Below are 14049 nucleotides of genomic sequence, written 5' to 3'. Positions count from 1 at the left end.
CGGTCATCAACACAACGGCATCAGCGTCCTTGACCGCTTCATTAATATTGTTGGCATATTCCACACTGTCGGGAAGCAGGGGGCGGGCTTCGTCCATACCTTCAGGATCATGGGCGCAAATGACTGCACCGCGATCGATGAGAGCAGGAAGGATTGCAAGGGCCGGGGCGTCTCGCATGTCATCCGTCTCTGGTTTAAACGTCAGGCCGAGCACCGCAATACGTTTGTCCGCCTCGGAGCCGCCCAGGGCTTCGCGAATCTTGGAAATCATGCGCGCCTTTTGCGATGCGTTCACCTCAACAACGGCTTCCACAATACGACTTCCTACACCATGTTCCTGCGCCATACGGTTAAGCGCCACAGTGTCTTTGGGGAAGCAAGATCCACCATAACCGGGGCCTGCGTGGAGGAATTTGTTGCCAATGCGCTTGTCCATGCCCATGCCTTTGGCAACTGCATTGACGTCCGCTCCGGTCTTTTCGCAAAGCTGACTCATCTCGTTGATGAAGCTGATCTTGGTCGCCAGGAAGGCGTTGGAGGCGTATTTAATGAGCTCGGCACTTTCCAGTCCGGTAACAAATATTGGCGCTTCAATAAGATTGAGTGGCCGATACAGTTCTCGAAGTCGGCTTTCCGCACGCTCTGACTCTACACCCAGAACCACTCGATCAGGGCGCATGAAATCACTGATTGCTGAGCCTTCCCGCAGAAACTCCGGATTCGACGCCACATCAAAGTCAGCATCAGGATTGGTTTTGCGAACAACGCGGGCTACTTCTCTGGCAGTGCCTACGGGAACCGTCGATTTGTCGACGATAACGGTGTAGTCCTGCAAATGCGGAGCGACTTCTTCGGCTGCAGCGTAAACGTACTTAAGATCGGCGTGTCCATCGCCGCGGCGCGTGGGGGTTCCAACGGCGATGAATATCAAGTCTGCATTGGCGACAGAGCCTGCCACGTCCGTGGTGAAGGATAATCGTCCGGCTTCAGCGTTTTTACGCACTAAATCGTCAAGGCCAGGTTCATAAATCGGAATTTTACCTTGCTGAAGCGCAGTAATACGGTCTTCCTGCTTGTCTACGCAGATGACCATAGCGCCAAATTCAGCGAAACAGGCCCCTGATACCAGCCCGACATAACCCGCTCCGATCATCACGACATTCATCTACGCTTTGTTTCCTGTTCTAGCAATAATAAGAAGCGTCAGCTTATCTAAGCTCAGGCGGGCTGTCTGTAATAGTCCCGGAACCAGTCCACAAAGTTTTGAATGCCTACGTTGATATCCGTTCCTGGCCGATAACCCACATAGTCTGCGAGGGCTTCGATGTCAGCGTAGGTGGCAGGGACATCTCCGGGCTGAAGAGGCAAAAATTCCTTGCGCGCTTCCTGGCCCAAGGCGGACTCAATTGCCGAGATGAAGTCCATTAAGGCCACGGGCTGATTGTTGCCGATATTGAACAAACGGTAAGGTGCAGAACTGCTGCCTGGGTCTGGCTGGGCAGAGTCCCATTGCGCATCTCCTTGTGGAGGCTTGGCCAATAAGCGGGTGATGCCCTCTACGATATCGTCGATATAGGTAAAGTCGCGGCGCATTTGACCTTGATTGAAAACCTTAATGGGCTCTCCGGAAAGAATCGCTTTAGTAAACAAAAAAAGTGCCATGTCGGGACGGCCCCAAGGCCCATAAACCGTAAAGAAGCGTAAGCCCGTTGTTCGGAGTCCGTAGAGATGCGAGTAGGTGTGTGCCATGAGTTCATTGGACTTTTTAGTCGCCGCGTAAAGCGAGACCGGGTGATCCACGTTGTCGTGTACTGAGAATGGCATGCTGGTGTTCATGCCATACACCGAACTGCTGGATGCGTAAATCAGGTGTGACGTTTTCGCATGGCGGCAACATTCGAGAATGTTCATAAAGCCGTCGATGTTGCTACTAATGTAGGCTCTAGGGTTCTCAAGCGAGTAGCGGACGCCGGCCTGAGCTGCGAGGTTGATAACCGCATCGAGCGCCTGATTAGCAAACAGCTCTTCCATGGCCTTGCGGTCCTCAAGATCCAGCTCCACGAAGGTGAAGCCGTCTCGCGTTGTAAGTCGTGCGAGTCGATCTTTTTTGAGCTGTACCGAGTAATAGTCGTTCAGGTTATCCAGACCCACTATTTCGTGGCCATCACTAAGCAACCGTTGGCTGAGGTGGGATCCAATAAAGCCGGCCGCGCCGGTAACAAGAACACGCATTTTTGAGAACTCCTATAATCAGACCTACATGGTAGCAAACACTCTTGACCAACCATCAGTCTATTCAGCCGGGGCTGGGGCTGTTAGCGTAGGGTTTTGACATAGAGGGAAGGGCTAATGACCGAACGCAAGCGCGTTTTGCTTACGGGTGGGGCGGGTTACATAGGGTCGCACAGCTGTCTCGCTTTTAGCGAAGCCGGTTATCAGGTCAGCTTGTTGGACAATTTCTGCAACAGCTCGCCGGTAGTTTTGGAGCGCTTAGAACAGATTTTGGGTTATCGACCGGAGCTTCATGAAGCGGATGTACGTGATGAAGAAGCTGTTCAGCGCGTTCTCGAAGCTACGCGTCCCGATGCGGTGGTGCATTTCGCTGGTCTGAAAGCTGTAGGTGAGTCCGTGGAGTTACCCCTGCACTACTACGACAATAACGTCTCGGGCACTTTGTCCCTACTTCGTGCTATGCAGACTGTCGGAGTGAAACAGTTGGTGTTTAGTTCGTCGGCAACCGTTTACGGCGATCCCGCGTCGGTGCCCATTACAGAGGATTTTCCACGCAGCGCGACCAACCCCTACGGGCGCAGCAAGCTCATCGTGGAAGATATGTTGATGGATCTAGCGGGCTCGGATCCCGCTTGGAGGATCGCGTTGTTACGTTACTTCAATCCTGTGGGCGCGCATGACAGTGGTCTTATTGGCGAAAACCCCTCGGGCATTCCTAATAACCTGATGCCCTTTGTCGCGCAGGTAGCTGTGGGACGTCGAGAAAATCTGAGCGTGTTTGGTGGCGACTATGACACTCGCGATGGCACCGGTGTTCGCGACTACATACACGTTGTCGATTTAGCAGAAGGGCATGTATGCGCGTTGGCGGCTTTAGAGAATCGAACGGTCGCTGAACCTCTCATTGTTAATCTTGGTACGGGTAGGGGCTACAGTGTTGTAGAGCTCGTAAAGGCGTTTGAAGCGGCAAGCGGCCGAGAAGTGCCCTATGAAATCGTGGCTCGCCGGCCCGGCGATATCGCGGAATGTTACGCAGACCCCAACTGTGCGCGAGAACAGCTCGGTTGGGAGGCGCGTTTTGGCATCCAGCGTATGTGTGAGGATGCCTGGCGATGGCAGTCGCAAAACCCTGATGGATTTGGCGACTAACTCTACCGCCGCCCTTGCCGCGACTTAACGATTGTCACTGCTGCGCAGAATGCGAATCGACAGCACATTTTGCGCGACGTCACTTTCGTGGAATGCCACCTCTCGCCACTCTTTGTCGGCGTAGAGTGGGGTCTGATCGCGAAAGTGACGACTATTAGGATTACCGGACTGGCTGTAAGTCAGAAGTGCTTCGGCGACCGGTCCGTTATCGTCAAAGCCTAAGGTGTAAATAAAGCTGCTTCCGTGTACCACCGCGTAGCCATTATCGGTGAGGTAGCGGCTGTCAGCGACTTTTGTGGCCCGCACGCCTGCTATGGGCGACGCCGATGGATTACCGGACATTTGCAAGTTCGCGACGCCCTCGTAGCCATTTCCTCCGTGCACTGGAATGGCCTTTCCTGAGCGCCAAGCGAATTGAGTGTCTTGCAGTGTGGTGTCCAGGGGCAGTTCAGCTGCACGAAGCACCGCTATTGCATCACGCAATGATTGCAGCGCAAGGTCAGATTCGCCCAAACCTGCCGGCGTGAGAATAGGACGGTCTACCTCAAAACTTTCACCAAACAACTTGCCGGCGTTAACCGTATCGAGTCGGTCATAGCGAGTTAGCCACTCGCGAAACAGCGGCGCACCCGGGCTATCAAGGTTGAGGCTGCCGTCGTAGGCCTGGAGTACATCGCAAGCTTCCGTGAGATCCTCGCCCCCGGTGCGGCAGACATCGACTAACTCAGGTAGCAGAAGCTCAGCGCTTAGACCGCGGTTAGTAAACAGTGCGCGCTGTATCTCGTGGATATTGAAAAGACCATCGTCACCGGCATCACCGTATTGGTTTTCCAGCATTCGGACATTCATTCTTGTGCGCGGAGATCTGGCGGATTGGGTGGGGCCATAGAGCACAGAGTAGCCTGTGAGCGGCTCCCGCGGGCTACTTAGCCAATAGCTGTCGTTGGAATTAAAAACGTAGTCTTTGCGCTCTATTTTTGGACGATTTTGAAAGGGTGCCGTGCCTGCAATGGGTACACTCGGGTCATTGATCCAGGTGTTCTGGGGGTCACTGCCATCTAGAAGGATCATCCGTCGTCCCGCGTACAGCTGTGCCGCGAGGGGGTCGTCTTTTAAGGATTCTTGCCACTGCGTTTCGGCGCTAGCGCTCAAATTACCCACGGTTGAGTTGTCGAGGTATAAAGCACGACCATCTTCACTTGTGGCTATGGTATTTACCCAGGGCATTGCATTGTATTGCCGATGTGCCCCAATAAATTCATCCAAGGAACTGGCTTCACCCATGGCTTTCCATTGAGCGAGTAGCGAGTGGTTTCCAACATTCGCATCCTTGGCGGCATAGGCGTATTTTTTGTCCCAGGCCATGCCAGGCATTGTCAGAATCGGGCCGTGGATGCTCGTATAGATCGTGTGCGGCTGTAGGCTGATACGCCCGTCTTTACCGCTGACGGGGATTTCTAGAGTGCGCACCTCAATGTCCAGCCATTCGTTTCCATAGCGGTAGCGCAATGGATTCTCTGGATCGAGTTGCAGACGATAAAAGACGATGCGTTGGCTGGCTGAGACTGTGTGCGTCCAGCCGAGTGCCGAATTAAAGCCAATAGCGACGCCAGGGCTGCCCAAAAGCTGGGCGCCGTAAATGTCCAGCTTGCCGGGGATTGTGAGATGTTTTTCCCAGAAACGGCTTTCGCCATACCAGGGGTAATGCGGATTAGCGAGAAGCATGCCTCGCCCATTCTCGGTGTACTCGCTGCCAAGGGCCCAACCGTTTGAACCCATGCCCTCAAGCGCTGCTGCGTCAAGCGCAGCGAGTTGTAGAGTTTCATTGTCGAGTGAGGAAACCTCGATTTTCTCATTGGAGGGTGCTTGAACACTTGCTATCGCAGCGCTCATGCGCGGAAGGGTTTGAGCCGCGATCACCATCCGACTCATCAAGTCCAGGGGTGTCGTTTCACGCAGCCAGTCAGCGCCGCTACACCATGAGTTATTGCGAGAGCCGGGGTGTTCGCGAAGATAGCGATTGAAACCCGCGGTGTAGCCAGTAAGCCAAGCGCGAACCTCATCGTCCTGCGCGGCAAGCGCGGTCCTGGCTTGACCTCGGATGTCTAAGCCGCGCACAACGGCATCCAGTGCAATATTGCTCTGTTTGGCGCCAGCGCCGAGGTATCGTGAACTTTCTCCTCTGGCCCGGACAAGGCTAAGGGCCATGTTACAAATATGATCTTCTGCTGCGGCATAGGCTTCGCCGTAGCCGAGGGCGCCGTATTCAGCGGCCAGAATGTGAGGGACCCCGTAGGGTCCTTTTCGTACGGTGACCTCGTAGTTTTGTTGAGTGTCTACCCAGTCGAAAACCCGTTGCTGTTGTTCTGCAAAGGGGAGTGCCGCAATCTCGCGGGATAGGGTCTGAAACGCGGCGGAGTCAAAGCCATGACCCTGCATGTCTTGTGCGTATTCCAGTAAATCGTCGGCATCCGGCTGATCGACGGTCGCGAGGGTGCTGCCGACAAAGAGCAGAGACAGGATGCACGCTGCCGACATTTTGAGACTTTGATTTAAAAGAGAATCTGCACTGTGTTTAACACTCGACGAATTTGCGGTGTTAGGTCGTTTTCTTCGAAGCATGTGCTTCTCCAGGAATTTTTATTGTCATTATTGCCCACGCTATTTTGCACAGCGAGCCCCGTGTGTCTATGAGGGGTTTTTCAGCACTGGGCCAAGGCGTCGCGGCGCTACCAGAGCCACGCCGCCCCGCGGACGCCACTACTGTCGCCGTGCTGTGCTGCACGAACCTCAGTGAGGCTGATATCTGAAAAAACCTGCGCCTGCAGTAGGTCTGGCATCGATGCGTAGATGACATCAATGTTTGAGAGTCCGCCGCCCAGAACAATAACCTCCGGGTCTACAATGTTGATGACGCCTGCTAATGCGGCGGCAAGCATTTGCGTGTATGCAGATAGTGTTTCGCGGTGCTTTGCATCGAGTTGCTGACTGTGTAGCTGCTCTACGTTAATCGGTTCGCGATGCAGTCGCTCGTGCGTTAGCGCTAGCCCCGGCCCACTGAGCCACGTTTCGATGCAGTCCAGCCTGCCGCAGTAGCAGGGGCGGGGCTTGAGAAGCTGATCAGGCAGTGCCGGTAATCGCTCCAGAGGCATACGGTTATGACCCCATTCACCGCTCACCGCATTAGGCCCTTGCAACAGAGCGCCATTGATAAAAAGCCCGCCGCCGACTCCAGTGCCAAGTATTACGCCAAAAACGCTGCGCGCTGAAGATCCCGCACCATCGCTTGTCTCAGAGAGCACTAGGCAGTCAGCGTCATTGGCGATGCGCACAGGGCGACCGCAACGGCTCTCCAGATCTGCTCGCAGTAATTGACCGTTGAGGATGGTGCTGTTGCAGTTACGCATTAAGCCCGTGGCAGGGGAGGGCGAGCCCGGCGTGCAGATCCCCAGAGGCAGCGGCCTTGAAAGTCCTGCCGAGCTCTCCAAATCTTCACACAAGCGCCTGATCTTCGATAACAGTCCGGCGTAGCTGTCGATGGGAGTAGGGCTGCGCTTGCGATGCACAACCTCACCATCGCGGTTAAGTAGCGCTGCCTCAATTTTGGTACCGCCAAGGTCTACGCCTAGCAGTAGTTTGTTATTTGTCACTGGGCACCTCGTTTTTGCCTGTTGAGTTCCTCAATGTCCAGCCGTGGGGAGAGACAGCGGGCAGACGACTTACGCTGTGCGCCGTAAAGACAGCTTGTTTCCCCACCAGGCAATTCCCTGAGCGTTGAGTGTCGCGTCTACGCCCAGGGCTGCCGCTTCGGCTTCTGCCTGTGATTCAGGGATTAGCTTCGCGAGTTCTGCGCGGGTGGCATCGAGCACCGACGCTTCAAGTGATTTGAGATCACCCGTAAATTCACGACCTAGTAGGGCATAGCGGTCCAGTTGCCGAAGCAATCGCTCGCGCTGCGCTTCTTCAAAGACCAGTGCGCCATAGTGGGTCAGGTAGAACAGTCTTGGCTTCACCTCGCACAAGGCAGTAACAGAGTCCTGGTAGAGCGCAGGATCGAACTGAGTGGGCGTAGTCGCTGGCATCACATAGGAGCCTTGGGCATAGCGCTGCCGTGCATAACTTACGCCAAACATATCGCCGCTGAACCAGCCTCGGCTTTGCTCATCAAAAAGACAAAAGTGATGATCGGCATGGCCCCGGGTATGTTGTACACGCAGTCGCCGCTTGCCCAGCAAAATCGTTTCGCCATCGTCCAATACTCGTACACGATTAGCATCCAACGGTAAGACATCGCCATATAGCTTGGCAAACAGCTCGTCTCCATACACCTTCTGTGAGCTGGCGATAAGACGCGTCGGATCAATCATGTGCGCCGCACCCTTGGGGTGGATCAGCAGTTCTACATCAGGGAAGTGTTGCAGCAGCGCACCGGCGCCCCCAGCGTGATCCAGGTGAACATGCGTGGGTATAACGTAGCGCAATTGCGCCTCGTCGATGGACAAGGCTTTGAGCGTGGCAAGAATATTCTCTACGCTGTTAGCTGTGCCCGTTTCTATGAGGGCGCATTCATAGCCGCTAACCACCAAGTAACAGCAGGCAATGTCTGGCGCCATGTAAAGGGCATCGATGCAGTAAATGTCGTCGCCAAGTGCTTCAAAAACAGCCTTATTCATGGTGGTTTTTTTGCCGGGAGGAAGGGGGGTGAATATAGCATCGGACGCTGCAGTCTCGATAAAAACTGAGGCCGACGCGACGGGCGCCCCTGCGATTGAAAGATGTTCAATCGAGGCCAGGAATTCAAGCTATTTACCGTACCTTCTTTCACGCCTGTTCCTACGCGTAATACTATGACGTTGAGCCCGAATACCTGCGGCGGCGGTCGAGTTTTAGGCCAAAAAAAAGGGCTGCAAACTGTAGCCCTTCTCGTGTACATAATCTCTAGCAACGATATTGAGCGCGCAAGTTCCACAACATTGGCTCGGCGGGATACACCATGCCAAACGGGTTGTGCACGTGATACTCCTTGCCAAAACAGTTGCTACATTCGGCAACCACCGAAACTGAGTCCGATGGATTTGTCCAGCGTACTTGTGAATTCACTAAGGTGAATGACTCAACAAAACCCTCGGGATCGTTACTTGGGCTTGTGTCAAAGTCCGAGGTGTATTTAGCGTCTGCCGAGAAGCCCAGGCTACCCGACGCTCCGAGATCCATGGTTGAGTTCAAACTGATTTGAGCGGAGGCATCGGGCGCGCGCTGGAGTTCAAGACCGATGCCTGCAGCTTGAGCGCTGTCTGTGAGCTTCGTGTACTTTGAATCCATCAGGCCGAGGTTAAGGAAAACGTTGCTGGAGGCGGCAAGTGCGAAGACACTCTCTACTTCCAGCCCGGACACTTTGGCTTCGCCAGAGTTGAGCGTCAGGAACGTTGAGCTACCGGGAAACACCGAAGTTACCTGGTAGTCACTGTACTCGGCGAGGAACACCGTAGCGTTGACGCGAAGACGGCTGTCCATCCAGTCACCGCGTATGTCAGCTTCGTAGGAATCTAAAAACTCAGGACCAAATGCCTGCATCTCTACAGCAGAGGTGCCGCGCGCATTCCAGCCGCCATATTTCTAGTGTTTATGGGACCTTCCGAGGCCCAAGTCCAGCACCCCCACACCTTACCCACACCCCAAGGATAGTGCCCCTTTGTTAGGCACTGTCAGCTTCCGGTTTTCTGCAACTACTTTTAGCAGTATGTAGATAGGACCGTAGCTCATAACAATCTAGAGTCCTTCATCACTCTCCTGCTGGCCCTTAAGGTTTGTTCACTCCTTGATCCTGGGATAGAGTAAAAAAATTAGGGCTACTCAGTTACTCGCGCAATTTTTGGGCATTGATAACGAAACGCGTGCCTATGGGGACAAGATGATCTTGAAAACCATCGAACACCGACTCAACCTTGGCTAGGGCTAGCTAAGAGGCCGTGGCGTATCGTTCAATCACGCTGGAACATTGGTATGGTGATGATGCAATCCACTGCCGCATTTTGCGGACGACCTGGAAGCTTATGGGATGGGTTTGATTGCCCGCACTGCCTTTACTACGAAATCTCGGGGGAGTTCACAGGTATCGCGCAGCGTCTGAGTACTCATGTGAGCATAGCACTGAGTCCCGCGTGTCCAAGGAGCTGTTGCAGCACCTGGAGAGCTGTTCCGCCGCCGTTGCCAAGGCGCGGTCCGTTTCAGCTCCCTTTTACGAGGCGTCGGAAAGCGGGAAGTGTGAGCAGCAGGATCAGTGCGCCGACCGGAACCACCACTGCCGACACGATGCTCATGGCTGTTCCAAGGTAGGCCTTGCCGCCCAAAAAATGGTCGCTAACAGCTGCAATGGTAAGTGGACCGAGGCCAATGCCTATCAGGTTGAGTACAAGCAGGTAGATAGCGGAGAGCCTTGCGCGCAGGTCGTGGGGTGCCATCACCTGGAGAGCTGCTGCGGCGGCACCGTAGGGAAAGCTGGAGAAAAAGAAGAACGCCGCATAAGCAGCGATACTGCCGCCGAAACTCGACATCTGGGGGGCCAGCACACAGGCGGGCAGCAAGCCCACCGCGGCGATGACGCCCGTCCGCATGTTGGCGTCACTGTAGCCGTGCTTGGAAAGCCGGTCTGCAACTATGCCGCCGACTACGATGCCTGAACCCCCGAACAGGAATATCACTGCCCCCAGCGCGCGTCCCGCTTCGCCGGCGCTCACTGAAAAATCGCGGATAAGTTGGGTCGGCGCCCAAGCTATATAGCCGTTAAAAACCACGGCTAAAAGAGAGAAGCCGAGAAAGTGCCCACCGACTACGCGTCGATTTGCTTTTATGTAGCTCCACAGGCCCGGGAGTGCCATTCGAGTGGTCGTGGGTATGAGGGATTTACGCGCGGGCTCGGGTACTGTGAGCATCAGCAGAGCAAAGAGCGCGCCGGGTATGCCCACCATGAAAAACACGGCTTGCCAGGAGCGTATTTCGCCCACAACAGGCAGCACGATCGTCTGCACGGCTTCGAGTGCGCCGATGATAGCGCCGCCCAGCATGAAGGCGATGCCTGCGCCGAAAAACACGCCCGAAGAGTAGATGCTCAGGGCGCGACCCAGACGGTGGGGGGGGAATATGTCGGCGATCATCGAATAAGCCGCTGGGGAGAGGGCCGCTTCGCCGACACCAACGCCAATTCGAGCAATGAACAGCTGCCAGAAGTTTCGTGCGACACCGCAGGCGGCCGTCATTGCGCTCCATACGACCATACCCACGAGAATGATCCAGCGACGGGAGTGTTGGTCCGAGAGTCGTGCGATGGGAATGCCCAGTGCGGCATAGAAAAGCGCAAAGGCTATGCCGTGCAGCAGGCCCATCAAGGTGTCGGAAATGCCGAGATCTCTCTGAATTGGCCCCACGAGTAGTGCAAGAATTGTGCGATCAACGAAGGCAATGGTGTATACGATAAGCAGTACGCTGATGGAGTACCAGGCAACTCCTGCGGCCGGGTAGTTTTTCGTTGATGGTGTCTCTGTTGCTACGTCACTCACGACATGGATTGCCGAAATGACGCTTTGTCTATGACATCGGCAAACAGCATGTCCATGCTTCTCAGCGACACTGCATGGCGCTCCGCATCCAGTTCGGCGCAGGCGTCCCCAATCACAAAGACCTGCATGTCGCGGTGACTGGCGTCGCGAACCGTGCTCTCGACACAGCAGTTGGTGGTCACGCCACATACCACCAATTGCTCGCAGCCCGCTTCTGCCAGCTGTGCCTCAAGATTGGTTTTGTAGAACGCGCTGGGGCGGTTTTTGTCGATCACCTGCTCGCCTTCGCGCGGCGTCAGCTCGGGAACGATGTCCGCGTCTGTAGACCCTGCCTGCAGTGCGCTGACCTGCGCCAGCTCGGGCATGATGTGGTCGACCATGACTCCTCCGTCGGCATAGTCTGTCTGGTAAACATAGCGCGTGAAGTAGATTGGAATGCCGGCGGCCCGCGCGGTTTCCAGCACCGCAGCGCAGTCTGGGATCGCCGCTTGGCAGGCGCTGGTGTCTAAGCCGATAGCGGCGACCTGACCATCGGCCTTGCAGAAACTGTTTTGCATATCGATGACAATCAAAGCTGCCTTGTTTTTGTGCAATTCCATAACGTCTCTCACTACTGGCCGAAGGTTGGCAGTGTAGATATAGGCGACGAATAAGGTGAAGCGTTGTTCATATACGTGAATGGCCCGTTTACATATCTGGATCAGCGCGTAGAGTCGTGCTCGTGCAATCATGCCGTATTGACGTTATCAGTCGATGAAAAACGCGTGATTCTCGGGTAGAGTAAATTTTGCTCGGTCGTTTTTGGTCTCTTAGAGGGTCTAGACGGGTGAGAGGAAAATAAAATAATTGGTGAAGTGGGTTCGGGTCGATTCTTGCTGGAGATAATAAGATGAATGCTAAGCACATCCTTGTAACGGCGGTTGCGGCCGCGATAGTCGCACCGATAACAGCACCTATGGTCTTCGCGCAGGACTCGGGGCCGGCCGTGCTCGAAGAACTTGTGGTAACCGCACAGCGGCGTTCGGCAGACCTACAGCAGGTACCTATTGCCGTAACTGCACTTGATGAAAGCGCCATGGATCGCCGCCAGATTTTGTCTACCCAGGACATCTTTACCGAGGTTCCGGGCCTGATCGGCTCCAACAACGTTGGCCAGAGCACCGCCGTTACGTTCTTTCTACGCGGCATAGGTACTACCGAGTCCATTGTGACAGTGGACCCGGCTGTAGGCGTATACGTTGATGATGTTTACATCGCCCGTCAGGGAGTCAACAATTTCGCGTTGTACGACCTTGAGCGCATCGAGGTGCTGCGTGGGCCACAGGGCACGCTGTACGGACGGAACTCATCCGCGGGTGCGGTGAAAGTCATTACCAAGGAGCCGGGCTTTGAGACCGAAGGCAAGCTCAGCGGCGGGATCGGTAACTTCGGACAGCAGTTTGTCCGCGGCAGTTTCAATACGTCCCTCATCGATGACACGCTGGCAATTCGGGTTAATGCGATGTCGCAAGAGGATGATGGCTACTCGAGTAACCTGACTCTGGGCCGGGATGTGAACACAACGAACTTCTATGGTTGGCGGGTTTCAGCACTGTGGCAGGCTTCCGATAACCTGCGTTTCATCCTCACCGCCGACTACATGGAAGATGATAGCGACTCTGTGTATCCGGCTAACCTTACGCCACTGCCCTCCGAGCCGGCGTTCATCGGTCTGTACGATCTCTACTCGGATACGGAGCAGAGAAACCTAGGCGAAGGATCGGGTTACTCGCTGACAGCCTTCTGGGACATCAATGAGAACATGACCTTTAAGTCTGTGACCGCTGTGCGTGAGACGATCCAGGTTTATAACCTCGACCTTTCTGACAGCGTCACGCCGATCTACGAGTTATTTACCGACAACGACTCGGATCAGATAAGCCAGGAATTCAACCTGTCGGGCTCGTTTGCAGACGGCAAGTTCGATTTCACATCGGGCCTCTTTTACTTCAAGGAAGAGAGCGACTCGGTACTCGGCAATGAGTTTAATCTGCGTGTGCCAGGTGGCGACGGCTTTATTACCTTGCCGCCGCTGTACTTCCAGCAGGACCTGCAGACCGACTCCGAAAGCTACGCAGCGTACGGAGAAGTTACCTGGAACATGAGCCCATCGGTATCTGTTTTCCTCGGAGGTCGCTACACCACGGAAGAGAAGAACATTGACGTGCAATTCTACACCGCGCCTTCGCCCGGTAGCTTTCCCGCCCGAGAGGATGAACGCTTTCTTCTCTTCAATATGACCGACGTTGAGGGCTTTGGCACGCCGTCAACAATCGACTTCAACGAGTTCACGCCGCGCGTTGGTGTGAACTGGGCAGCAACCGACGACCTTAACCTTTACGCGAGCTACTCGCGCGGTTTTAAGTCCGGGGGCTGGCTGGCTCGTCTGGTGTTCCCAAACCCCGATGAACTCACGGATTTCCCGGCGGAAATCGTCGATTCCTACGAGGCGGGGTTAAAGATGCAATTCTTTGATAACCGAGCGCGCGCGAACTTCGCAGCCTTCTACACAGACTTCCAGGATCTCTTCAACACTTTTACCAATGTGAATGGCGGATTTTCCGGCGCCACAACGGATGCCGAAATTTATGGTGTCGAGGCTGAGGGCACCTTCAGGCTCAACAGTTACATAGACCTCTTTGCCAACTTTGCATTCATGGAAGGTGAATACGCTGGCAATCTACCCCCCGGTCTGGATGATGCACTGGGCGACGATCTGCAGCGTCTCCCGGGGTTCCAGGGAAAGATTGGCGTCTCGGGTGTGTTCCCACTGAACTCCGGGCGAGGGTCGCTTATCGCCAACTTTGACTACAGCATGATTGGCGACCACTACGTAGCGCCGTCCAACGTGCCTATTTCGGAGACGTCTTACGATCTTGCAAACGCAACGTTTGGCTGGGAGAGCGAGAGTCAGCGCTACAAGGTAATGACGCGGTGTCGAAACTGCTTTGACGAGCAGTATTATCACAGTCTGCTCGATTTCTCTGGCTTGGGCTTTGCGCCTGCATACCCCGGACAGCCTCGTTACTTCAGCCTTGAATTTGAGGTCTCGCTATAGCGGGCACAGGATCAG

At 54.8% G+C, this 14049-nt stretch carries 10 protein-coding genes; 2 read left to right on the top strand and 8 right to left on the bottom strand.

Going from position 1 to position 14049, the window contains the following annotated elements; genetic code table 11:
* Together ACI9KD_RS10820 and ACI9KD_RS10815 are read right to left on the bottom strand one after the other, a co-directional pair.
* A partial coding sequence (locus ACI9KD_RS10820) for a UDP-glucose dehydrogenase family protein (RefSeq protein WP_414981182.1) occupies positions 1-1165 on the bottom strand: 1165 nt, incomplete at its 3' end.
* Positions 1166-1218: 53 nt separating this feature from the next.
* The gene (locus ACI9KD_RS10815) at positions 1219-2232 is read right to left on the bottom strand and encodes an NAD-dependent epimerase (protein WP_414981181.1); all 1014 of its coding nucleotides are present in this window, start codon (positions 2230-2232) and stop codon (positions 1219-1221) included.
* Between the two features lie 117 nt (positions 2233-2349).
* Here ACI9KD_RS10815 and galE point away from each other — a divergent pair, with 117 nt between their 5' ends.
* A complete protein-coding gene (galE, locus tag ACI9KD_RS10810; protein WP_414981180.1) occupies positions 2350-3381 on the top strand; it encodes a UDP-glucose 4-epimerase GalE in 1032 nt (343 codons plus the stop codon).
* A gap of 24 nt (positions 3382-3405) precedes the next feature.
* Here the strand turns inward: galE and ACI9KD_RS10805 are convergent, their stop codons facing one another.
* The 6 genes from ACI9KD_RS10805 to ACI9KD_RS10780 form a co-directional block, all read right to left on the bottom strand.
* Positions 3406-5919 (bottom strand): acylase, encoded by a 2514-nt coding sequence (locus ACI9KD_RS10805; protein ID WP_414981179.1) that lies wholly within the window; start codon positions 5917-5919, stop codon positions 3406-3408.
* Between the two features lie 191 nt (positions 5920-6110).
* Positions 6111-7031: an ROK family protein gene (locus tag ACI9KD_RS10800; RefSeq protein WP_414981178.1), complete on the bottom strand. Its 921-nt coding sequence runs from the start codon at positions 7029-7031 to the stop codon at positions 6111-6113.
* 69 nt (positions 7032-7100) lie between these two features.
* Complete coding sequence (locus ACI9KD_RS10795) at positions 7101-8054, bottom strand: MBL fold metallo-hydrolase (protein ID WP_414981177.1); 954 nt, start codon at positions 8052-8054, stop codon at positions 7101-7103.
* Between the two features lie 265 nt (positions 8055-8319).
* The gene (locus ACI9KD_RS10790; protein WP_414981176.1) at positions 8320-8955 is read right to left on the bottom strand and encodes a TonB-dependent receptor domain-containing protein; all 636 of its coding nucleotides are present in this window, start codon (positions 8953-8955) and stop codon (positions 8320-8322) included.
* Positions 8956-9608: 653 nt separating this feature from the next.
* On the bottom strand, positions 9609-10937 hold the full coding sequence (locus ACI9KD_RS10785) for an MFS transporter (RefSeq protein ID WP_414981175.1): 1329 nt from the start codon (positions 10935-10937) through the stop codon (positions 9609-9611).
* Positions 10934-11536 (bottom strand): cysteine hydrolase family protein, encoded by a 603-nt coding sequence (locus ACI9KD_RS10780; protein WP_414981174.1) that lies wholly within the window; start codon positions 11534-11536, stop codon positions 10934-10936. The genes ACI9KD_RS10785 and ACI9KD_RS10780 overlap by 4 nt, the downstream gene beginning before the upstream one ends.
* A 290-nt stretch (positions 11537-11826) precedes the next feature.
* Between ACI9KD_RS10780 and ACI9KD_RS10775 the strand changes: the two genes are divergently transcribed.
* Complete coding sequence (locus ACI9KD_RS10775; RefSeq protein ID WP_414981173.1) at positions 11827-14034, top strand: TonB-dependent receptor; 2208 nt, start codon at positions 11827-11829, stop codon at positions 14032-14034.
* Positions 14035-14049: the final 15 nt, after the last annotated feature.

It is taken from the genome of Congregibacter sp. (assembly GCF_047617445.1).
GTDB lineage: Bacteria > Pseudomonadota > Gammaproteobacteria > Pseudomonadales > Halieaceae > Congregibacter.
This window is presented reverse-complemented; position numbering and strand designations above follow the sequence as displayed.

Bases quoted from the DNA above. Each gene is read 5' to 3' on its own strand.
- ACI9KD_RS10780 (WP_414981174.1), bottom strand. From the start codon at position 11,536: ATGGAATTGCACAAAAACAAGGCAGCTTTGATTGTCATCGATATGCAA.
- ACI9KD_RS10815 (WP_414981181.1), bottom strand. From the start codon at position 2,232: ATGCGTGTTCTTGTTACCGGCGCGGCCGGCTTTATTGGATCCCACCTC.
- ACI9KD_RS10805 (WP_414981179.1), bottom strand. From the start codon at position 5,919: ATGTCGGCAGCGTGCATCCTGTCTCTGCTCTTTGTCGGCAGCACCCTC.
- ACI9KD_RS10790 (WP_414981176.1), bottom strand. From the start codon at position 8,955: ATGCAGGCATTTGGTCCTGAGTTTTTAGATTCCTACGAAGCTGACATA.
- ACI9KD_RS10795 (WP_414981177.1), bottom strand. From the start codon at position 8,054: ATGAATAAGGCTGTTTTTGAAGCACTTGGCGACGACATTTACTGCATC.
- ACI9KD_RS10775 (WP_414981173.1), top strand. From the start codon at position 11,827: ATGAATGCTAAGCACATCCTTGTAACGGCGGTTGCGGCCGCGATAGTC.
- galE (WP_414981180.1), top strand. From the start codon at position 2,350: ATGACCGAACGCAAGCGCGTTTTGCTTACGGGTGGGGCGGGTTACATA.